The sequence below is a fragment of the Pseudomonas sp. NPDC087336 genome (assembly GCF_044744285.1).
Lineage (GTDB): Bacteria > Pseudomonadota > Gammaproteobacteria > Pseudomonadales > Pseudomonadaceae > Aquipseudomonas.
The window spans coordinates 132721-153737 of record NZ_JBIUYA010000011.1 but is presented as its reverse complement, the minus strand read 5'-3'; the positions used below and the strand labels follow the sequence as shown (position 1 = coordinate 153737).

Below are 21017 nucleotides of genomic sequence, written 5' to 3'. Positions count from 1 at the left end.
GGCGAAGGCGTCTTTGAAATCGCCTTCGCCGGCAAGCCGGGCTCCTGCAGGTCCGGTTCAAGCGCGGATCAACCGCCACGCCTCATCCACGGACAACGGTTGCTTCATCCTCTCTGCAAGCATCGCCATGGTGCGCTCTTCATCACAGGCCACTGCCGCCGTCACCACGCCATTTTTACCGAACAGACCGATAAAGGGTGGGTTGCCAGGGTCACCCTTGAACTCGACTTCGTCCCAGGTTTGCGCGTGCCCAAGGTAGTCGTAATTTTTGCCAAAGTGCCAGGTCCAGAAATACGGCACGTCGAGGTAATGTTCATCGCCACCGAGCATATTCGCCGCCGCGATCCGCGCCTGTTGTTGCGCCAGGCGCCAGTGTTCGATGCGCTGGGGCTGGCCGTTGAGTGTGAACGTCGCGATATCGCCCGCCGCCCAGAGTCCGTCGGCTACGCGCATCCCGCCGTCGACCAGGAGCGACTGGTCCTTTTCCCTCGGCAGATCGGCAAAAGGCGCAGTGGCCGGGGTGACACCAATCCCGACCAGCACCAGGTCCGCCGGTACACGCTGATCATTATCCAGCCGCACCGCTTCGACTCGCGTCGTTCCTTCGATCTGCGCCGCCTGCCCCTCGGTCCGGTACACCACGCCGTTGGCCTGGTGCAGGGCCAGAATCGCCTTGCCGACGCTGTCGCCGAACTGTTTGGCAAAAGGCACCGGATGGCGGGCCAGAACCGTGACCTCCAGGCCGTATTGGCGCAGGGAGGAAGCGGACTCCATGGCGATGAAACTGTCGCCGATGATCACCGCCCGCTGACCGGCCTTGGCGGTCTGAAGAATCTTTTGCGCATCCGCCTTGGAACGCAAGACGAACACCTGCGGCAGGTCCGCACCGGGCAATTGCAGTCGATTGGGGATGCCGCCTGTCGCCAGCAATGCGGCGTGGTACTTCAGCGATTGGCCGTCGACCAGTCGCAGCGTCTTGTTGGCGGCATCCAGGCTCGCCACTTCAGCGTTGATTCGCTCGACTCTTTGCTCGCGATAAAAGTCTTCCTCGCGCAGGGGCGGGACTTCTTCCAGCGGCGTCTCACCGGCAATCACGAATTTGCTCAGTACCGTGCGGTCGTACCCGGCGCCGACTTCGCGGTCGATCAGTAGTACCCGTCCACCAAAGCCTTTTTCACGCAGCGCCGATGCCGCCGCCGTGCCCGCGGCACCCGCACCGACAATAACAAATGTGCGTTCATCATCGGCCGGTGGTGTGTGAGCGTCCTGCAGCGGCTGATCGTTGACCCAGACTTCGTCCCCGCGCACTTCAAGCGGGTAGCGCTTGAGGCTGTCCAGGGCAGGAGGTTCACACAATCCGCCGTCTTCGATCCGAAACTGTCCCTTGTGCCATGGACATGTCAGTTGCCCATGGCAGAGCGCGCCTTCGACCAGCGGCGCCCCGGCGTGCGGGCATTCGCCTTGATAGGCGCGTACTTGATCGCCGACTTTCAGCAGGAGGATTTTGCTGTCCTGGACGCTGACTTCCAGGCCACGGTCTTCGGGTATATCAGCGAGACGGGCAACGCGATGCAGGGTCATGATCGCTCTCCAGACAGGCGTTTCAATTAAGAGTCTGGCGCTTAATTCGAGGTTCAGCCAATTCCCACTGCCACCGCGCGAACGGTCCGGCTATAGTTTGCTCGCCGACCTCGGCCCCACCCGCACCAGGTACTCCCGGTATGACCCGATTGACCTCTCTGACCCCTTGGCTGGCGGCCGTTGCAGTCGCCCTTTGCGTGCAATATCCGGCGCAGGCGGCCCAGGAGCATTTCACCTTGAACATCCCGGGCGTCTCGGATGACCGATTGTTCACCTCGGCCGCCGCCAGCGACGCCCAGGGTTGTGGCGGACACAATGTTTCGCCGGCGCTGAACTGGAACGCTGGCCCTGCAGGCACGCTCAGCTACGCCATCGTCATGCACGACCCGGATGGCCAAAAAGGCCAGGGCGTCGACAACTGGGTGCATTACGGCATCAAGGCCGGCACTCACCAGATTGCGGCGGGTGTCGGCGCAAAATCCGCGCTCGAGGGTGTCGGCGGCACCAACAGCAAAGGCACTACGGGGTACGTCGGTCCCTGCCCACCGGTCGGCGACAGCGCCCATCACTACATCATCCAGATCTTCGCCCTGGACCTGGCCCCGGATGCCCTGCCAGCCGGCCTGACGCGCATCCAACTGCTGGAAAAAATCAAAGGTCATGTGCTGAAAAACAGCAGCGTGGTTCGGCGCTACCACCGTTAAAAGTTTTTTAGCCTGGGTTAACCCAAACGGGTCGGGCTGTCCGTCTCACAGGATGAATGGATCAATTTCCTCCTGAGGTCAGCCCCATGTCTCTCCCCCTGCATGTTCTACGTCCGGTCGCCCAAGGCTTTACCGCGGTGCTGTTGCTGGCGATTGCCGGATGCGGCGTATCTTCGAAACCTGAGTCCGCAGCGGCACCGCCACCGGCTCAGGCTGAGCTGAAAAGCGAAGCCTTGGTGCAACATGAAGCCGTCGTGGCTGATGCCGCGGTGGCCAAACGCAGCGTACGCGCGGCGCCCATGACCCGTTTCGCGCCGATACCGGCCGAAGAGACGTATTCACAGGGCTATCGCGCCGAACAGCGAGAGCAATACCAGGCCCTGGCAGACAACCCGATCCACAGTGTCGCCCAAGCACCGGTCTCGACCTTCAGCGCCGACGTCGACACCGGCGCTTACGCCAACGTCCGCCGTTTGCTCAACCAGGGACGACTGCCACCGGAAGGGGCGGTGCGGCTGGAAGAGATGGTCAATTACTTTCCTTACGATTACGCCTTGCCCACCGACGGCTCGCCCTTCGGCGTGACCACGGAACTGGCAGCTTCACCCTGGAACCCGCACACGCGCTTATTGCGCATCGGCATCAAGACCTCGGACCGTACGGTCGCGGAACTGGCCCCGGCGAACCTGGTGTTCCTGGTGGACGTGTCCGGCTCGATGGATCGCCGTGAGGGCCTGCCGCTGGTCAAAAGCACACTGAAATTGCTGGTCGATCAACTGCGTGAACAGGATCGGGTTTCGTTGGTGGTCTACGCCGGGGAGTCGCGCGTGGTACTCGAATCCACTTCTGGACGGGAAAAAGCGAAGATTCGTACAGCGATCGACCAATTGACCGCGGGCGGTTCCACCGCCGGAGCCTCGGGCATCGAGCTGGCTTATCAACAGGCGCAACAGGCATTTATCCCCAAGGGCATCAACCGCGTGCTGCTGGCCACGGACGGTGACTTCAATGTCGGCATCAGCGACTTCGACAGCCTCAAGCAAATGGCTGTGGATAAACGCAAGACGGGTGTATCCCTGACCACCCTGGGTTTCGGTGTGGATAACTACAATGAACACCTGATGGAACAACTGGCCGATGCCGGCGATGGCAACTACGCCTACATCGACAACCTGCGTGAGGCGCGCAAGGTGCTGGTGGATCAACTGGGCTCGACCCTTGCCGTCGTGGCGAAAAACGTCAAGCTGCAAGTGGAATTCAATCCCGCGCACGTCAGCGAATATCGCCTGCTGGGTTATGAAAACCGTGCATTGAATCGTGAGGATTTCAGCAATGACAAGGTCGATGCCGGTGAAGTCGGTGCAGGACACACAGTGACTGCGTTGTACGAAATTGTCCCCAAGGGAGAGAAGGGCTGGCTGGAGCCGCTGCGCTACGCTCAACCGGGCACCGCGGTTTCCGAAAAACATGGCGAATTGGCCATGCTGCGTGTGCGTTATCAATTGCCGGAAGGTGGCAACAGTCGCTTGATCGAGCGTCCGATCGTTGATTCCCCGACTGGCAAGGCCAGCGATGACCTGCGCTTTGCCGCGGCAGTGGCAGCGTTTTCCCAACAACTCAAGGACGGACGCTACACCGGCGAGTTCAGCCTCAAGGACACCGAAGCGCTGGCCCGTAGTGCCCGGGGCGATGACCGCTTCGGCCTGCGCAGCGAGTTCATACAATTGGTGGAACTGGCGCAGAGCTTGCGCACCACCACGGCGTCGAATCCAACTGCCACTGAACGACGGATTGAATAGTGAGCCGACTGAAGGGCTTCATCAGCCAGCTGTTTGCACCTGCAAGCAGCCTTGAGGCCAGCAGCGACGAATCGCTGCTGGCCCGTTATCGCGAGGGCGACGGTGCGGCGTTCGAGATTCTGTACGCGCGCCACCGTCAGGGCTTGTACCGATTTTTGCTGGGGTTGAGCGGTAGGGCTGAACTCGCCGAGGAGGTCTATCAGGAAACCTGGCTGAGCTTGATCCGCAGCGGCAGTCAGCCACAAGGTCGGGCGACTTTTCGTACCTGGCTCTACCAGATTGCCCGCAATCGCTTGATCGATCACTGGCGCAAACACGGCGTCCATCAACCGCTGCACGACAGCTACGACGAACAGGCCCATGCCCTGCCTGACGAGGCGGCCGACCCTGAACAGCTGCTGAGCCTGAGCCGCGACAGCCAGCGCCTTGAAGCCGCCCTGCAAGCCTTGCCCGCCGACCAGCGTGAAGTGTTCCTGCTGCGCGCCTACAGCGATCTCGATTTACCACAGATCGCCACCCTTACCGAAACACCGCTGGAAACCGTCAAGAGTCGCTTGCGTTACGCCCAGCAAAAACTGCGTCGGCTGCTGGCCGAGGAGGTACTGACATGACTGACGCCAAGCACACCAAGGATCACCAAGCGCTCGAACATTACCGCGAGCAAGCCACCGGCGAACCCCCGGCGCCTCTCGACGCCTTGATCCTGGCCGCCGCGCACAGCGCGCTACCCGCGCCGAAGCCAGGCCTGTGGCAACGCTGGCTTCGCGCCTGCCAGCAACCCCGCTGGCAAGTGGCATTCGCCAGCCTCGTCGGCATCGCGCTGATGCTCACGCTGGTGCAGCGCACACCTGAGCAAGTACCAGGCTACGACTTCGCGCCTGCGGCACCGGTCGCCAAACAGGAAGCCGAAGCAGCGCCGCCAACGCTATCCCGTTCCCTGAAAGCCCCGGCTGGCGCGCTCTCCGCACCGGCCCCTGCACCCGCCGCGCCAATGGCGGAATCGGTGGCCCCAGCGCAAGAAGAATCCTTCAGTGCCGACATGGCGGACGAAGCCAAAACCAGCAAGCGTGCTGCAGCACCGGTGAAATCCCTGGATGAACAATTGCGCGAAGTGCTGCGCCTGCAAAAAACCGGGCACAGGCAAGCCGCCGATAAACTACTGGCCGACTTGCACAAACGCTTTCCCGACGAAAACCTCAGCGCCCGACTCAAGGACCTGCAGAAAAACTGACCGGCATAACGCTCGACGATTTGGCATCAAGGCCCGAATGCGCGCACTATCGGGCCATAGTCGATGCGTTGGAGGATGCCGTGACAAAAAAAATCGACCGCATCGCCCAAATGCTCAACTGCCCGGAAAAGGGCGAGGAATTACGGCGGGCAATTACCGAGAGCCGTAAGGATTTTCTGCTGAATCAGCCGGAAGCCGAGGGCTTAGAGGAAGAAGACGTTCTTGAAGAGGAAGAATTCGAGGACGATGAGGATGATGAATACGACGAGTTTGACTGGACGACAGAATGAAAAAACCGCTTCGGCGGTTTTTTTGACTCACAAAAAAGCCCCAGACCCAACGGCCTGAGGCTTTCTCGTTTCAACGTATGGTGCACCAGGCGGGATTCGAACCCACGACCCCTGCCTTCGGAGGGCAGTACTCTATCCAGCTGAGCTACTGGTGCAGCGGGCGCCATGATACGCATATGCAATGCGGGCGTCCATGCTGCTGAATCGCATGCGTTTTTTAAAAGCGTAACCTGCGTTTGCTACGTTGATCAGAAAATAGCAGCAAATGCGGCGTTTTCGTTCTTTTTTTCGAACAGGCTATTGTCCTTTACCCCCTTTGATCCTAGGATTCGTTTGAGATTTCAAACGCTCTTGTCTGGGTGCTGAACCGCACGATTTGAATCAGTGCGCTATTTATGTGCTTCAGCCCGGTGAATGATTTCCCTGACGGCAGCCTACTGAGGCGCCTTTCTACAATCATAATTTGCTCCGCGCGTGCGCGGTGCTGTTAAGGAAAGCCGACATGCAGCTTAAAGACACCCAGTTGTTCCGCCAGCAAGCCTTCATCGATGGCGCTTGGGTAGACGCGGACAACGGTCAGACGATCAAGGTCAACAACCCGGCAACGGGCGAAATCCTGGGCACCGTGCCGAAAATGGGCGCTGCCGAAACCCGCCGTGCGATCGAAGCCGCTGACAAGGCGCTGCCGGCCTGGCGTGCACTGACCGCCAAAGAACGTGCGAGCAAATTGCGTCGCTGGTTCGAACTGATGATCGAGAACCAGGACGACCTGGCTCGCTTGATGACCATGGAACAAGGCAAGCCATTGGCCGAAGCCAAGGGCGAAATCGTTTACGCCGCTTCCTTCATCGAATGGTTCGCCGAAGAAGCCAAGCGCATCTACGGTGACGTGATTCCGGGCCACCAGCCAGACAAGCGCCTGATCGTGATCAAGCAGCCAATCGGCGTGACCGCAGCAATCACCCCGTGGAACTTCCCGGCGGCAATGATCACCCGTAAAGCCGGCCCTGCCCTGGCCGCCGGTTGCACCATGGTGCTCAAACCAGCTTCGCAAACGCCATACTCTGCTTTCGCCTTGGCCGAGTTGGCCCAGCGTGCCGGCATTCCGGCTGGCGTGTTCAGCGTTGTTTCCGGCAGCGCCGGCGACATCGGTACCGAGCTGACCAGCAACCCGATCGTGCGCAAGCTGTCCTTCACCGGTTCGACCGAAATCGGTCGTCAACTGATGGCCGAATGCGCCAAGGACATCAAGAAAGTGTCCCTGGAACTGGGCGGCAACGCACCGTTCATTGTGTTCGACGACGCGGACCTGGATAAGGCCGTCGAAGGCGCGATCATTTCCAAATACCGCAACAACGGCCAGACCTGCGTCTGCGCCAACCGGCTGTACATTCAGGACGGTGTCTACGACGCCTTCGCCGAGAAGCTGAAAGTGGCCGTGGCCAAGCTGAAGATCGGTAACGGTCTGGAAGACGGCACCACCACTGGCCCGCTGATCGACGAAAAAGCCGTAGCCAAGGTGCAAGAGCACATCGCCGACGCCCTGAGCAAAGGCGCGACCGTACTGGCCGGTGGCAAGCCGATGGAAGGCAACTTCTTCGAGCCGACCATCCTGACCAACGTGCCGAACAACGCCGCCGTGGCCAAGGAAGAAACCTTCGGCCCACTGGCTCCACTGTTCCGCTTCAAAGACGAAGCCGACGTGATCGCGATGTCCAACGACACCGAGTTCGGCCTGGCTTCGTACTTCTATGCTCGCGACCTGGGTCGCGTGTTCCGTGTGGCAGAAGCCCTGGAATACGGCATGGTCGGCGTCAACACCGGTCTGATCTCCAACGAAGTCGCGCCGTTCGGCGGCATCAAGGCCTCGGGCCTGGGTCGTGAAGGCTCCAAGTACGGCATCGAAGATTACCTGGAAATCAAATACCTCTGCCTGGGCATCTAAGCTCGAGGGCATAAGCCCGGCAAGGCATGGCTTCAAGCGCAAAGGGCACGAGAGCGCTGTCCCTTTGCGCCGTTTCAAACCGGAATTTTCTCTGTGGTCGGGAACGCTGTGGCAGTCGATCATCGCATGCTGCCGCAGGTGCCTCCCCACCGCTTAATCCTTGAACCACGCCGACCGATGAGCGGCGAATGAGGAATGTAATGAGCAAGACTAACGCTGATTTGATGGCCCGCCGCACCAATGCAGTTCCACGTGGTGTTGGCCAGATTCACCCGATCTTCGCCGAGTCCGCGAAGAACGCGACCGTGACCGACGTTGAAGGTCGTGAGTTCATCGACTTCGCTGGCGGTATCGCCGTACTGAACACCGGCCACGTGCACCCGAAAGTCATCGCCGCCGTGACTGAGCAGCTGAACAAGCTGACCCACACCTGCTTCCAGGTACTGGCCTACGAGCCGTACGTAGAAGTGTGCGAAAAAATCAACGCCAAGGTGCCAGGTGATTTCGCCAAGAAAACCCTGCTGGTGACCACCGGTTCCGAAGCCGTTGAAAACTCCATCAAGATCGCCCGTGCCGCCACTGGCCGTGCCGGCGTGATCGCCTTCACCGGCGCTTACCACGGCCGCACCATGATGACCCTGGGCCTGACCGGTAAAGTCGTGCCTTACTCGGCCGGCATGGGCCTGATGCCAGGCGGCGTGTTCCGCGCGCTGTACCCGAACGAACTGCATGGCGTGAGCATCGACGATTCGATCGCCAGCATCGAGCGCATCTTCAAGAACGACGCCGAGCCGCGTGACATCGCTGCCATCATCATCGAGCCAGTACAGGGCGAAGGTGGTTTCTACGTCGCTCCGAAAGAATTCATGAAGCGTCTGCGTGCCCTGTGCGACCAGCACGGCATCCTGCTGATCGCTGACGAAGTACAAACCGGCGCAGGCCGTACCGGTACTTTCTTCGCCATGGAACAGATGGGCGTTGCTGCCGACCTGACCACCTTCGCCAAATCCATCGCTGGCGGCTTCCCGTTGGCCGGAGTGTGCGGCAAGGCTGAATACATGGACGCCATCGCTCCAGGCGGCCTGGGCGGCACCTACGCCGGTAGCCCGATCGCTTGCGCCGCGGCCCTGGCCGTAATGGAAGTCTTCGAAGAAGAGCACCTGCTGGACCGTTGCAAGGCTGTCGGCGAGCGTCTGGTGACTGGCCTGAAAGCTATCCAGGCCAAGTACCCGGTAATCGGCGAAGTGCGTGCCTTGGGCGCGATGATCGCGGTCGAGCTGTTCGAAGGTGGCGATAGCCACAAGCCGAACCCGACCGCCGTGGCGGCTGTTGTGGCCAAGGCTCGCGACAAGGGTCTGATCCTGCTGTCCTGCGGCACCTACGGCAACGTTCTGCGCGTCCTGGTACCGCTGACTTCGCCGGACGAGCAACTGGACAAGGGCCTGGCGATCATCGAAGAGTGCTTCTCCGAGCTCTGATCACCGAGTGTGACCTGCTTCACAAAAAACCCGCTTCGGCGGGTTTTTTCATGCCCCCGAAAACACAACCCGCGTATTAGCGCTGTATCCGGTGGCCGGCTTTGGCTTAAGGTTCACGCATTGCCAGGGAGAGCTGTATGACCGTCGTCATTTTACCCGCGATTCCTAGAGTGTTGATCGCCGAGGCCGACCCATGGGCCCGCGATCTGCTCAAGGAAGTGTTGTTGAACGTTCGCTGCGATGCGCGGCTGGATTTGTGTGCCGATGGCCAGCAGGCGTTGGAGTTGCTGGCGTCAAACCCTTACGACCTGGTGATCGCCGACTGGGAGTTGCCAGGCGTCGATGGCCTGAATGTGTTGCGCAGTGTGCGCCAGCGCAAGCGTAATCCACCGTTGCCCTTCATTCTGATGAGCAGTCGCAACGACGCTGCGAGCGTACGTGAGGCCTTGCCGCTGGCGCCCGCCGCGTACCTGACCAAACCCCTGAACATGGCAAGCCTGACCCAGCGCCTGCAGGCTTTGCTGCTGAATGCCGGGGAAGAGGTATCGTGCGAGGTGCCGGCGCTGGCGCCGGGCATGACGTTGCCCGTGTTCCTTGAACGCCGTCGCGAACTGGCGGAAGGCGCACCGTTGATGACCGACGTGCAAGTGGCGGTCAAGCGAAGCCTCAATCCAAATGGCCTGGATTTGACGGTGCTGGAAGATGAAATCCGCACCGATCCACAGGTCACCGCCGTGCTGATCGCCGCCGCCAACAGCGCCGCCCAGCACCGTGGCACCGCCGTGCAGACCTTGTCCCAGGCGTTGCATCGTTTGGGCACCGGGCAGAGCATGAACCTGATCTTGGGCCTGACACTCAAGCGCAGTGCGCGGCTCAGCGATCCCCAGCTGGCGGATTATGCCGAGCGTTACTGGGATTTGTCGCTGCACACGGCTGAATACGCGCGAACACTGGCACGCTTGCTGGATCTGGATCAGGCACGTTGCTACTGCGCCGGCATGTTGCATCGGCTGGGCGATCTGGCGTTGTTGCGCTGTTTGCAGGAGTGGAAACAGGCCGGTGGCGAACTGGACGAGCAGGAGCAAGTGGGCGAGGCGCTGGCCGAGTTCGGTGCCGCCTACGGTTCGGCGTTGCGCACCCGCTGGCGTCTGCCGCTGGAGTTACGGCAGCTGATTGCAGCGGCCTACCAGCTCGGTGGCGGGGTTTACTCCCGCGAGGCCCTGGTGATGAACATGGCGGCGCAACTGGCGCGCCTGACCGAGCATGAGGGCGTTGAGGACCTGGCCAAGAGCCGGACGGCGCGGCTGCTGAAGATCGGTTTGCCGGAGTTGGTGCGGATGCGCCGCCCTTTGTAGGAGCTGGCTTGCCAGCGAATCCAGACGGCTCGGTGAGTCAGGTTCACCGCTTTCGCTGGCAAGCCGGCTCCTACAGGGGGACCGTGCCGGTCAGGCGGTGATGATGCGGTTCTTGCCCTGGCGCTTGGCCTCGTACATCGCCGCATCCGCGCGAGCAAACAGGCTTTCCACGCTTTTATCCTCGGCCGTGAGGCTGGTCAGCCCCTGACTGACGGTGATGCCGAATGTCTGTCCGTCGTGGTTGAAGGTCAAGGCCTGAATCTCCCGTTGCACGCGCTCAGCCACTTGCAGCGCCATCTGCGGCGTGCAGCCGGGGAATACCGCGGCGAACTCTTCGCCGCCAATGCGGCCGAACAGATCGCCGCGGCGAAGTGCAGCGCGGCCGCTGTCGGCAATGTGCTGCAGCACGTTATCGCCTTCCTGGTGGCCGTAGGTGTCGTTGATGACCTTGAAGTCATCGATGTCCAGCATGAGAAACGATAGCGGCGTGCCCTGTTGTCGCGCCTGTTCGAATTCGTGGTCGGCACCTTCGAAAAAATGCCGGCGGTTGCTGCTGCGGGTCAGGGTGTCGGTGGTCGCCAGCCGCTGCAGTTCGGACTCCAGCTGTTTCTTGTCGGTGATGTCTTCGGCGATGCCGACAATGATCACCGGCTGCCCGGGCTCGGCCTGCCGGTTGATGAAGCACTTGTCGCTGAGCCAGCGCAGCTGGCCGTCCGCGGTGATGATCCGGTACTCGCGGTCTTCAACGGCGCCTTTGACCAGCACGTCCGCCAGGCTGCGCTCGGCGTACTCGAGATCGTCGGGGTAAATGCTGTCGCGCCATTGGTTGTAGTCGGCCAACAGCAGGTCGGCGCTGCGGCCGAAAATCCGTTCATAGGCGGGGCTGACATACAGCACCTGGCGGGTTTCCCAATTGAATGCCCACAGCACCGCGTTGACGCTCACCAGCAAGGTGCTCAGCAGCTGTTCGCGTTCGCTCAGGCGCGCCACCTCGCCTTGGGCGTGCATCAGCGCCATCAGGGTTTGCGCGGCCTCGGGCCACGGCGCAAGGGATGAGTCTTGTTGGTTGTTGACCATCGGCACAAATCTCAAAGGGCGTGCACCGCTCGAGGTTCGAAGCGGCCACAGCGAAGCCCGCCTGGAATGGCGAATAGTCTTTGAGATGAGGGATTTGCAGCGAAGTTCCGAAGGGTGCGCCCGGGCATTGGGCGCACCGATCAACGGTTTCAGGTAGCGCTTGGGCGCAGGGAATAGGTTTTCAACTGATCGGCGAAGTCACGCAGCGATTGAATACCGCTGGCTTCGGCTTCGTGGACCCAGTCCTTGATGGCGGCCAGCATGTCGTGGCCATTTGAGCTGGTCTTGACCCAGATCTGCTGCAAGGCCAGGCGTTTCTCGTAGATTACCTTCAGTGCCTGGCTGTGCTCGAGCATGTTCTGGATGCGTACATGGTGCTTGTCGTCCAGCAGGCTGGTTTCGCGCGAGAGCAAGCGCTTGGCGCGGTGGAACTGATGGCGGACCGAGTGATCGACCTTTTCCAGCTCTTGCTTGACCAGCGGCCCGATCACCAGCTTGCGGTACTGGGCCATGATCTGGAAGCGGTTGTTGAGGATCGCCATGGCGGTGTCCATGTCCAGGTTGCCCTTGCCTTCGACACGGTGGGCAATGGGCGCGACCCGCTGGACCTTGGCCAGGCGCAGGAAGCTGAACACTTGGATCCAGGCCCAGCCGAGATCGAACTCCCACTTCTTCACCGACAGTTTTGCCGAGTTAGGGTAGGTGTGATGGTTGTTATGCAGCTCTTCACCACCGATCAGAATGCCCCAAGGCACCAGGTTGGTTGCCGCATCGCGGCATTCGAAGTTGCGGTAACCCACGGCATGGCCGAGGCCATTGACCACGCCGGCGGCCCACACTGGGATCCACATCATCTGGATGGCCCAGATGGTGATGCCGATGGTGCCGAACAGCAGCAGGTCGATAACGGCCATGATCGCCACGCCCAGCAGTGGAAAACGGGTGTAGACGTTGCGTTCGATCCAGTCGTCGGGGCAGTTCTTGCCGTAGATGCGCAACGTCTCGGGGTTTTCCGCTTCGGCGCGGTACAGTTCGGCGCCTTTGCGCAAGACCGTGGACAGGCCCTTGATCACCGGGCTGTGCGGGTCATCGACGGTTTCGCATTTGGCGTGATGCTTGCGGTGGATGGCGGTCCACTCGCGGGTGTTCTGCGCCGTGGTCAACCACAGCCAGAAGCGGAAGAAATGTTTCAGGCCGGCATTCAACTCAAGCGAGCGATGGGCCGAGTAACGATGCAGATAGACCGTGACGCCGATAATCGTGACGTGGGTCATCAGCAGGGTGACTGCCACCAGTGACCAGGGCGACAAGCCGAGAAAACCTTCGTACCACATAGGCTATAGGGCCCTCGAAAAAGAAAAAAACAGCCGATGCATTATCACTAAGCGGACAGAGAAAACCAGTCGCCCTTTCAGATATGAGTGGCAGGATGTGTCTTTAAACTATAATCCCGACTTTTTCGTAGGGACATGGACAGCCTTATGTCTGCCAGCTATCGCGATGCCATGCGTGCAGCGCTGCTTTACCTGCTGATTTCCGTGGTCTGGATGCTGCTCAGTGGCTATTTATTGAGCAGTTTATTCGATAACTCGGCTGAGCGCTTACGCTGGCAACTGATCAACGGTTATGCCTGGGTGGTGTTGAGTGCAGGCGTGATCTTCATCGCCCGGTCTAGGCTGTTGCGTTGTCTGGGCGTCGGCGCGAAATTGCGCGAGCGAAGCGAAGACCGCGAGCGTTTGCGCCAGGCCGCCGCCGTGTTCGATTGCACCCGTGAAGGGGTGTTGGTCACCGATCACCAAGGGCTGATCGTGCACGTGAACCGCGCCTTCATGGCAATCACCGGCTATCAGCGTGAAGAAGTGTTGGGGCGCCAACCCAGCCTGTTCAAGTCGGGGCATCATCCACCCGCTTTCTATCAGGCGATGTTCGCCACGCTCAACAGCGTCGGCGAGTGGAGTGGGGAAATCTGGAACCGCCGCAAGAGCGGCGAAATCTACCCGCAATGGCAAACCATTCGCCTCATTAACAACGACCAGGGGCGTTGCAGTCATTTCGTGGCGGTGTTTTCCGATATCAGCGCGATCAAGGACTCGGAACATGAGTTGAGGCACCTGGCTCATCACGATCCGCTTACCGGCCTGCCCAATCGCCTGCTGTTCACCGACCGCGCCACGCAAGCCCTGGCATCGGCGCAGATCCACAAGCGTGGCTGTGCATTGCTGATGATCGATCTGGATCACTTCGTGATGATCAACGACAGCCTCGGGCACACGATGGGTGACCAATTGCTCAAGGCGGTGGCTGAACGCTTGCGTGCCATGTTCGACCCTGGGGTCACCCTGGCGCGCCTGGGGGGCGATGAGTTTGCCGTGCTGGCCGAAAGCTGTCCGCAACTGATGCAGGCCGCGGCGCTGGCCCAGCGGATCATCGAGGGCCTCAAGGAGCCTTTCGACATTGAAGGGCATCGGCTGTTCATCAACGCCAGTATCGGTATCAGCCAGTTCCCCAGTGATGCGTTGAGTGCCGAGCAATTGTTGCGCAACGCCGATTCGGCGCTGTTCAAGGCCAAGAGTGGCGGGCGCAATGGCTATGCCCTGTACACCGAAGAACTGACGGCCCATGCCCAGCAGCGGGTCGAGACCGCCTCTGAGCTGCGCAGGGCGCTTGAGCAGGACGAGCTGCGCGTGTTTTACCAGCCCGTTCACGATCTCAAGACCAGTCGCCTGGTCGGCGTCGAGGCGCTGGTGCGCTGGGAGCATCCGCAGCGCGGCATGGTGTCACCCGCGCAATTCATTCCGGTTGCCGAGCGGACCGGGTCGATCGCGCAGATCGACGCCTGGGTGATGCGTCAGGCCTGTGAGCAGATGTGCCGGTGGCAGCAGGCGGGCGTGGCGTTGTCGTTTGTCGCGGTGAATGTGTCATCGCGTCTGTTCGCCGGCCGTGAGCTGTACCAACAGGTTGCGCAGGTGTTGCTCGAAACCGGCCTGGACCCGGCTTGCCTGGAGCTGGAAGTCACCGAGAGCGCGGTGATGGAAGATCCAGAGGTCGCGCTCGAGCAAATGCATCGGCTGCGGGAGTTGGGTGTGCAACTGGCCATTGATGATTTCGGCACCGGTTATTCGTCGCTGTTGCGGCTCAAGCGCCTGCCAGTACAGAAACTCAAGATCGACCAGGGCTTTGTCGCCGGGTTGCCAGGGGATGACGATGACGCGGCCATTGTGCGGGTCATCATCGCCTTGGCGCAGAGCATGGGCATGCAGGTGCAAGCCGAAGGCATCGAACAGGTCGCGCAGGCGGCGTTCCTGCTCGAACACGGCAGCCATCTGGGGCAAGGTTACTGGTTTGGACGGCCGGTGCCGGCGGCTTCATTGGATTGGGCTCGAGCGCCCGTAATTTTCCCGCGCTGATCGTTCCCACGCGGAGCATGGGAACGATCAGTCTTCTGGTTATATTAACATTCTTAAATAGTCTTTTTAAGAATATCAGCGCCTCTCTACTATTGGTCTCACGCCGCAAGCAGTGCCGCCACTGCCAGGCAACCTCTCAGTCGAAGGAGCAGCACCATGAGCGCATCTCTACGTAGCGTTGACGGCCAGGACGAAGCAACCATCCTGCGCGAAATCCAGAGCGCCCTGCGCGACCTGCGGTTTGGCGCGGTGGAAATCACCGTGCACAACGCCCAGGTGGTCCAGATCGAACGCAAGGAAAAATTCCGCTTGCAGCAGCCGGGCAATAAACCGGGCTGAAGCGAAAGATCGCAGCCTGCGCCAGCTTCTATAGGGGAGTGCAAGCTGGCGAAGGCTGCGATCTTTGAACCGACACCGCGATTCCAGAAATCCATAAAAACTAGCCAGCACAATAGAATTCCAGGAGCTTTCACCATGTCGTCGATTCGCCATTTCGCTTTGGCCGCCCTGGCCAGCGCCCTGTTTGCCGGTTCCGCCGTTGCCAAGGATTACGAACTGCTCAACGTGTCGTACGACCCGACCCGTGAGCTGTACCAGGATTACAACGCTGAGTTCGTCAATTTCTGGAAGAAAAGCAATCCCGGCGACAGCGTGAAAATCCAGCAGTCTCACGGTGGCTCGGGCAAACAGGGGCGGGCAGTGATCGACGGCTTGCGCGCCGATGTGGTGACCTTGGCCCTGGCCGGCGACATCGATGAAATCGCCAAGCTCGGCAAGACCTTGCCTGCCGACTGGCAGAAGCGTCTGCCGGAAGCCAGCACGCCATACACCTCGACCATCGTGTTCCTGGTGCGCAAGGGCAACCCTAAAGGCATCAAGGACTGGGGCGATCTGGTCAAGAACGACGTATCGGTGATCACCCCGAACCCGAAAACCTCCGGCGGTGCGCGCTGGAACTTCCTTGCGGCCTGGGCCTATGGCCTGAAATCCAGCGGCGGTGACGAAGCCAAGGCCAAGGAATACGTGCAAACCCTGTTCAAGCACGTGCCTGTACTGGACACCGGTGCTCGTGGTTCGACCATTACCTTCGTCAACAACGGTCAGGGTGACGTGTTGCTGGCCTGGGAAAACGAAGCATTCCTGGCACTGAAAGAAGATGGCGGCGCCGACAAATTCGAGATCGTCGTGCCTTCGCTGTCGATCCTTGCCGAGCCTCCAGTGGCCGTAATCGACAAGAACGCCGAGAAAAAGGGCAACGAGCAGATCGCCGAAGCCTATCTCAAGCACCTGTACAGCCCTGCCGGCCAGGAAATTGCCGCGAAAAACTTCTATCGTCCACGTGATAAGGATGTGGCCGCCAAATACGCCCAGCAGTTCCCGAAACTGGACCTGGTCACCATCGACAAAGACTTCGGCGGCTGGAAAACCGCGCAGCCGAAATTCTTCAACGACGGCGGCGTATTCGACCAGATCTACCAGGCGCAGTAATCTTAAATAGCCATCAAGGAGCCTCGGATCGCGATTCGAGGCTTTGTGCGTTCTCAACCAGGGACTTTTATGTCGCGTCGTATCTCCCCCGTCATACCCGGCTTCGGGCTGACGCTGGGCTACACCTTGGTGTACCTCAGCCTGATTGTGCTCATACCACTGGCGGCGATGTTCGTGCATGCCGCTCAACTCACCTGGGATCAGTTCTGGGCAATCATCTCGGCGCCACGGGTGCTGGCGGCGTTGAAGCTGAGCTTCGGGACCGCCCTGTACGCCGCCATCATCAACGGCATCATCGGCACGCTGCTGGCCTGGGTGCTGGTGCGCTATACCTTCCCTGGGCGCAAAGTCATCGATGCGATGATCGATTTGCCCTTCGCGTTGCCTACCGCGGTGGCCGGTATTGCGCTGACCGCGCTGTACACCCCTACCGGTCTGGTGGGGCAGTTTGCAGTGGATCTGGGTTTCAAGATCGCCTACACCCCCCTGGGCATCACCCTTGCCCTCACTTTCGTGACACTTCCATTCGTAGTACGTACGGTACAGCCGGTATTGGCCGATATCCCCCGTGAAGTGGAAGAAGCGGCGGCGTGCCTGGGTGCCAAACCCTGGCAGGTTGCCCGGCATATCCTGTTGCCCGCACTGCTCCCGGCGTGGCTCACCGGTTTCGCCCTGGCCTTTGCCCGCGGGGTCGGCGAGTACGGTTCGGTGATTTTCATTGCCGGCAACATGCCGATGAAAACCGAGATCCTGCCGCTGCTGATCATGGTCAAGCTCGACCAATACGATTACACCGGCGCTACCTCCATTGGTGTACTGATGCTGGTGGTTTCCTTCCTTCTGTTGCTGCTGATCAACTTGCTGCAGCGGCGCATCGAAACCCCATAAGGAGGCGCGAACAATGTCCCAATCGTCTATTGCTGCCGCCTCTTCGGCCAACGCTGCCCGCCGTGGCAGTGCAACCTCGCGGCGAATCCTGATCGGCCTTGGCTGGCTGATTTTTGCGCTGTTCCTGTTACTGCCGCTGTTCATCGTGGTGTCCCAGGGTTTGAAAAATGGCCTGGGTGCGTTCTTCACCGCGATCTTCGAACCCGACGCACTGTCGGCGCTGAAGCTCACGGTGATTGCCGTACTGATTTCGGTGCCGCTGAACCTGGTGTTCGGCGTCAGTGCCGCGTGGTGCGTGAGCAAATACTCGTTCCGCGGCAAAAGCATGCTGGTGACCCTGATCGACCTGCCGTTCTCGGTATCGCCGGTTATCGCCGGTCTGGTCTATGTGCTCATGTTCGGCGCCCAGGGGCTGTTCGGCCCGTGGTTGCAGGATCACGACATCCAGATCGTCTTCGCCTTGCCAGGCATCGTGCTGGCGACGATTTTCGTCACCGTGCCATTCGTGGCCCGTGAGCTGATCCCGTTGATGCAGGAGCAGGGTACTCAGGAAGAGGAGGCCGCGCGTTTGCTCGGGGCCAATGGCTGGCAGATGTTCTGGCACGTCACCGTGCCCAACATCAAATGGGGCCTGATCTACGGCGTGGTGCTCTGTACCGCGCGGGCCATGGGTGAATTCGGTGCGGTGTCGGTGGTTTCCGGGCACATCCGCGGGGTGACCAACACCTTGCCGTTGCACGTCGAGATCCTCTACAACGAATACAACCACGTGGCCGCGTTCGCCGTGGCGAGCCTGTTGCTGATCCTGGCGCTCTTCATCCTGCTGCTCAAGCAGTGGAGCGAAAACCGTATTAACCGCCTGCGCGCCAGCGCCGCGGAGGAATGATTTCATGTCGATCGAAGTGCGTAATGTCAGCAAGAATTTCAATGCGTTCAAGGCGCTGAATGACATCAGCCTGGACATTCAGAGCGGTGAGCTGGTGGCGCTGCTTGGCCCGTCCGGTTGCGGCAAGACCACGTTGCTGCGGATCATCGCCGGCCTGGAAACCCCGGACCAGGGCAACATCGTGTTCCACGGCGAAGACGTCTCCGGCCACGACGTGCGTGATCGCAACGTCGGTTTCGTGTTCCAGCACTACGCCTTGTTCCGCCACATGACGGTGTTCGACAACGTGGCGTTCGGTCTGCGCATGAAGCCGAAGAACCAGCGCCCGAGCGAAAGCCAGATCGCCACCAAAGTGCACGAACTGCTGAACATGGTGCAGCTGGACTGGTTGTCGGACCGCTACCCGGAACAACTCTCCGGTGGCCAGCGTCAGCGTATCGCCCTGGCCCGCGCCCTGGCCGTGGAGCCGAAAGTGCTGCTGCTCGACGAACCCTTCGGCGCCCTCGACGCCAAGGTCCGTAAAGAGCTGCGTCGCTGGCTGGCGCGCCTGCACGAAGACATCAACCTGACTTCGGTGTTCGTGACCCACGACCAGGAAGAAGCCATGGAAGTCGCCGACCGCATCGTGGTGATGAACAAGGGCGTGATCGAGCAGATCGGCTCACCGGGCGACGTCTACGAAAACCCGGCCAGCGATTTCGTCTATCACTTCCTCGGTGATTCGAACCGCCTGCACCTGGGTGAGGACCATCACGTGTTGTTCCGTCCGCATGAAGTGTCGCTGTCGCGGCATGAGCTGGAAGATCACCATGCGGCCGAAGTGCGGGATATCCGTCCGTTGGGCGCGACGACTCGCGTGACACTCAAGGTTGAAGGACAGAGCGATCTGATCGAGGCCGAAGTGGTGAAGGATCACGACAGCCTGATCGGCCTGGCGAAGGGCGAGACGCTGTTCTTCAAGCCGAAGGTCTGGCAGAAAGTCGCGAACATCTAAAAGCAAAAGCTTCGCGGGCAAGCCCGCTCCCAGAGTGGATCAAGGTCGAACACGATATTTGTGGCCAATCCAAACCCTGTGGGAGCGGGCTTGCCCGCGAAGGCGTCTTACGCCGCAGCGCGATTCGGATTGACCCGCACCCCACCAGCCCGCGCCTCGATCTGGTCTTTCAGCATCCGCCGCAACCCCAGCAAAAACGCCAGTTCAGCCACCACAAACAACGGCCCGACAATCAACCCCGTCACATCATCGACAAACGCCGGTTTGCGTCCTTCGTAGTGATGCCCGACAAACTGAATCGCCCAGCCAAATACAAACATCGCCACGCCGCTGCTCAACCAGACCAGCGTGCTTTGCTGCGCCAGAACATGACCCGCCCAGACACACAGCCCCAGCAACACTGTCATCACCACCCCAAGGCGCAACTCCAGGCGCAGGTAGAACCACGCCGACGCCAATGACACCAGTACCGCCGGCGAAAGCCAGCCACCGGCCCATTGTGGACGGGACAACAAGACAGCCACCGCCACGACGATCAACGGAATGCCGACGAAGTGGGTGGCGATGTTGCGTGGGTCGCGGTGGTAGGCGGCGTATTGACTGAGATGGTCAACGAGGCTTTTTTTCATTGTTATTCCTCCTGTAGGGTGATTGATCATGCCGTGGGGCCGCTTCACGCTCTGTCAGCCAGGCGACAATCTCTAGGAGTTTTCATGGATAGGCAGGTGTGGCGTGCGCGCCTGATGCGTGGTCAGTGGTTCAGCCATCTGCCTGTGTCCCTACAGGATAGTCTGCTCGATGCTGCGCGGGTGCGGCACTTGTCAGCGGGTCAGCGCCTGTTCCAGCGCGGCGATCCGCCGTGTGGGCTGTACGCGGTGCTTGAAGGGGCGGTACGCGTCGGCGCCGTGAACGAACAGGGCAAGGAGGCATTGCTGGGCCTGGTGGAACCGCCGCACTGGTTCGGCGAAATCTGCCTGTTCGACGGTCAGCCACGTACCCATGATGCGTTTGGCGTGGGGCAGAGCACGCTGCTGCACATCCCGCAAACCGTGCTGCTCAAGATGCTCGACGCACAGCCCGGGCACTGGCGGCAACTGGCATTGCTGATGAGCCAGAAACTGCGCATGACCTTCATCAATCTCGAACAGCTGAGCCTTTTGCCGGCTCCGGCCCGGCTGGCCCATCGCCTGCTGATGATCGCCGAAGGCTACGGCCAGCTCGACGAACCGCGTCGCGTCCTGCAACTGCCGCAAGAGCAGCTTGCTGCCATGTTGTCGCTGTCGCGCCAGACCACCAACCAGATCCTCAAGGATCTGCAGGGGCAGGGGATATTGCGTCTCGGTTATGGCGAGATCGAAATCCTCGATGTGCAACGGTTGCGGGCGTTGGTTGTTGTTTAATGGTGGGCTTTATCCGTGAACGCGCTTAGCCTGTCAGAACGACAGTCGAGGTGTGCCATGCGTGTACTGCTAGTGGAAGACAAACCAGAACTCGCCAAACTTCTGGCCAATGGCTTGAGTGAGGCGAGCTTTGTGGTGGATGTAGCGGTCAATGGCATGGACGGCCGGCGCTTTATCGAGGATGGCGAATATGAGCTGATTATCCTCGACGTCATGCTGCCAGGGCTCAACGGTTGGCAGTTGCTGCAACAGATCCGCAAGCTCGGCGAAACCCCTGTGCTGTTCCTCACCACCAAGGACGGCATCGAGGATCGCCTGCGTGGGTTGGAGTTGTACGAGGATGATTACCTGATCAAGCCGTTTTCCGTGAGTGAGCTGGTGGCGCGGGTGCGCAAGTTGTTGCGGCGGGATCGGGGGCACAGAGACTTTCGGTGATTGCTCAGGCCTCATCGCTGGCAAGCCAGCTCCCACAGGTTTTTCGATTGACCACACAT

20 protein-coding genes and 1 tRNA gene are annotated in these 21017 nt (G+C 60.4%); 16 read left to right on the top strand and 5 right to left on the bottom strand.

Going from position 1 to position 21017, the window contains the following annotated elements:
• Window positions 1-57: 57 nt before the first annotated feature.
• The gene (locus ACIO0C_RS13735; RefSeq protein ID WP_401312727.1) at window positions 58-1581 is read right to left on the bottom strand and encodes an FAD-dependent oxidoreductase; all 1524 of its coding nucleotides are present in this window, start codon (window positions 1579-1581) and stop codon (window positions 58-60) included.
• 140 nt (window positions 1582-1721) lie between these two features.
• Between ACIO0C_RS13735 and ACIO0C_RS13730 the strand changes: the two genes are divergently transcribed.
• From ACIO0C_RS13730 to ACIO0C_RS13710, 5 genes are all read left to right on the top strand, one after another.
• On the top strand, window positions 1722-2285 hold the full coding sequence (locus ACIO0C_RS13730; protein WP_401312725.1) for a YbhB/YbcL family Raf kinase inhibitor-like protein: 564 nt from the start codon (window positions 1722-1724) through the stop codon (window positions 2283-2285).
• Between the two features lie 86 nt (window positions 2286-2371).
• Complete coding sequence (locus ACIO0C_RS13725) at window positions 2372-4084, top strand: von Willebrand factor type A domain-containing protein (protein ID WP_401312722.1); 1713 nt, start codon at window positions 2372-2374, stop codon at window positions 4082-4084.
• Window positions 4085-4113: 29 nt separating this feature from the next.
• Window positions 4114-4695: an RNA polymerase sigma factor gene (locus tag ACIO0C_RS13720; protein WP_218953681.1), complete on the top strand. Its 582-nt coding sequence runs from the start codon at window positions 4114-4116 to the stop codon at window positions 4693-4695.
• Window positions 4692-5315 carry a hypothetical protein gene (locus ACIO0C_RS13715; RefSeq protein WP_401312719.1) on the top strand — a complete coding sequence of 208 codons (624 nt, stop codon included), beginning with the start codon at window positions 4692-4694 and terminating at the stop codon, window positions 5313-5315. The genes ACIO0C_RS13720 and ACIO0C_RS13715 overlap by 4 nt, the downstream gene beginning before the upstream one ends.
• A 20-nt stretch (window positions 5316-5335) precedes the next feature.
• Window positions 5336-5605: a hypothetical protein gene (locus ACIO0C_RS13710; RefSeq protein WP_401312716.1), complete on the top strand. Its 270-nt coding sequence runs from the start codon at window positions 5336-5338 to the stop codon at window positions 5603-5605.
• Between the two features lie 78 nt (window positions 5606-5683).
• Here ACIO0C_RS13710 and ACIO0C_RS13705 read toward each other — a convergent pair.
• Window positions 5684-5760 (bottom strand) — tRNA-Arg (locus ACIO0C_RS13705).
• A 347-nt stretch (window positions 5761-6107) separates the two neighbouring features.
• Between ACIO0C_RS13705 and gabD the strand changes: the two genes are divergently transcribed.
• The 3 genes from gabD (at window position 6108) to ACIO0C_RS13690 (ending at window position 10383) form a co-directional block, all read left to right on the top strand.
• Complete coding sequence (gabD, locus tag ACIO0C_RS13700) at window positions 6108-7550, top strand: NADP-dependent succinate-semialdehyde dehydrogenase (protein ID WP_401312715.1); 1443 nt, start codon at window positions 6108-6110, stop codon at window positions 7548-7550.
• 200 nt (window positions 7551-7750) lie between these two features.
• Window positions 7751-9028, top strand: a complete 1278-nt coding sequence (gene gabT, locus ACIO0C_RS13695; RefSeq protein WP_008055411.1) for a 4-aminobutyrate--2-oxoglutarate transaminase — start codon at window positions 7751-7753, stop codon at window positions 9026-9028.
• 137 nt (window positions 9029-9165) lie between these two features.
• Window positions 9166-10383 (top strand): HDOD domain-containing protein, encoded by a 1218-nt coding sequence (locus ACIO0C_RS13690; protein ID WP_401312712.1) that lies wholly within the window; start codon window positions 9166-9168, stop codon window positions 10381-10383.
• A gap of 90 nt (window positions 10384-10473) precedes the next feature.
• Here ACIO0C_RS13690 and ACIO0C_RS13685 read toward each other — a convergent pair whose 3' ends face one another.
• Together ACIO0C_RS13685 and desA are read right to left on the bottom strand one after the other, a co-directional pair.
• Window positions 10474-11460: a GGDEF domain-containing protein gene (locus ACIO0C_RS13685; RefSeq protein WP_401312709.1), complete on the bottom strand. Its 987-nt coding sequence runs from the start codon at window positions 11458-11460 to the stop codon at window positions 10474-10476.
• Window positions 11461-11609: 149 nt separating this feature from the next.
• Entirely contained in the window at window positions 11610-12794 is a 1185-nt protein-coding gene (desA, locus tag ACIO0C_RS13680) for a delta-9 fatty acid desaturase DesA (protein ID WP_401312706.1), read from the bottom strand.
• Between the two features lie 147 nt (window positions 12795-12941).
• On the opposite strand from desA, the gene dibA reads away from it, so the two are divergent.
• The 6 genes from dibA (at window position 12942) to ACIO0C_RS13650 (ending at window position 19123) form a co-directional block, all read left to right on the top strand.
• Entirely contained in the window at window positions 12942-14867 is a 1926-nt protein-coding gene (gene dibA, locus ACIO0C_RS13675) for a phosphodiesterase DibA (RefSeq protein ID WP_401312703.1), read from the top strand.
• A 156-nt stretch (window positions 14868-15023) separates the two neighbouring features.
• On the top strand, window positions 15024-15206 hold the full coding sequence (gene oscA, locus ACIO0C_RS13670; RefSeq protein ID WP_007975618.1) for a sulfur starvation response protein OscA: 183 nt from the start codon (window positions 15024-15026) through the stop codon (window positions 15204-15206).
• 135 nt (window positions 15207-15341) lie between these two features.
• A complete protein-coding gene (locus ACIO0C_RS13665; RefSeq protein WP_401312699.1) occupies window positions 15342-16355 on the top strand; it encodes a sulfate ABC transporter substrate-binding protein in 1014 nt (337 codons plus the stop codon).
• Between the two features lie 69 nt (window positions 16356-16424).
• Window positions 16425-17243 carry a sulfate ABC transporter permease subunit CysT gene (gene cysT, locus ACIO0C_RS13660; protein ID WP_401312697.1) on the top strand — a complete coding sequence of 273 codons (819 nt, stop codon included), beginning with the start codon at window positions 16425-16427 and terminating at the stop codon, window positions 17241-17243.
• A 13-nt stretch (window positions 17244-17256) separates the two neighbouring features.
• The gene (gene cysW, locus ACIO0C_RS13655; protein ID WP_008055400.1) at window positions 17257-18129 is read left to right on the top strand and encodes a sulfate ABC transporter permease subunit CysW; all 873 of its coding nucleotides are present in this window, start codon (window positions 17257-17259) and stop codon (window positions 18127-18129) included.
• A 4-nt stretch (window positions 18130-18133) separates the two neighbouring features.
• A complete protein-coding gene (locus ACIO0C_RS13650) occupies window positions 18134-19123 on the top strand; it encodes a sulfate/molybdate ABC transporter ATP-binding protein (protein WP_401312693.1) in 990 nt (329 codons plus the stop codon).
• A 107-nt stretch (window positions 19124-19230) separates the two neighbouring features.
• On the opposite strand, the gene ACIO0C_RS13645 is transcribed toward ACIO0C_RS13650, so the two are convergent.
• Window positions 19231-19752 (bottom strand): DUF962 domain-containing protein, encoded by a 522-nt coding sequence (locus ACIO0C_RS13645; RefSeq protein WP_401312690.1) that lies wholly within the window; start codon window positions 19750-19752, stop codon window positions 19231-19233.
• An 84-nt stretch (window positions 19753-19836) separates the two neighbouring features.
• Between ACIO0C_RS13645 and ACIO0C_RS13640 the strand changes: the two genes are divergently transcribed.
• Complete coding sequence (locus tag ACIO0C_RS13640; protein ID WP_401312687.1) at window positions 19837-20523, top strand: Crp/Fnr family transcriptional regulator; 687 nt, start codon at window positions 19837-19839, stop codon at window positions 20521-20523.
• 57 nt (window positions 20524-20580) lie between these two features.
• Window positions 20581-20958 (top strand): response regulator, encoded by a 378-nt coding sequence (locus ACIO0C_RS13635; protein ID WP_401312684.1) that lies wholly within the window; start codon window positions 20581-20583, stop codon window positions 20956-20958.
• The last annotated feature ends 59 nt before the right edge of the window (window positions 20959-21017 follow it).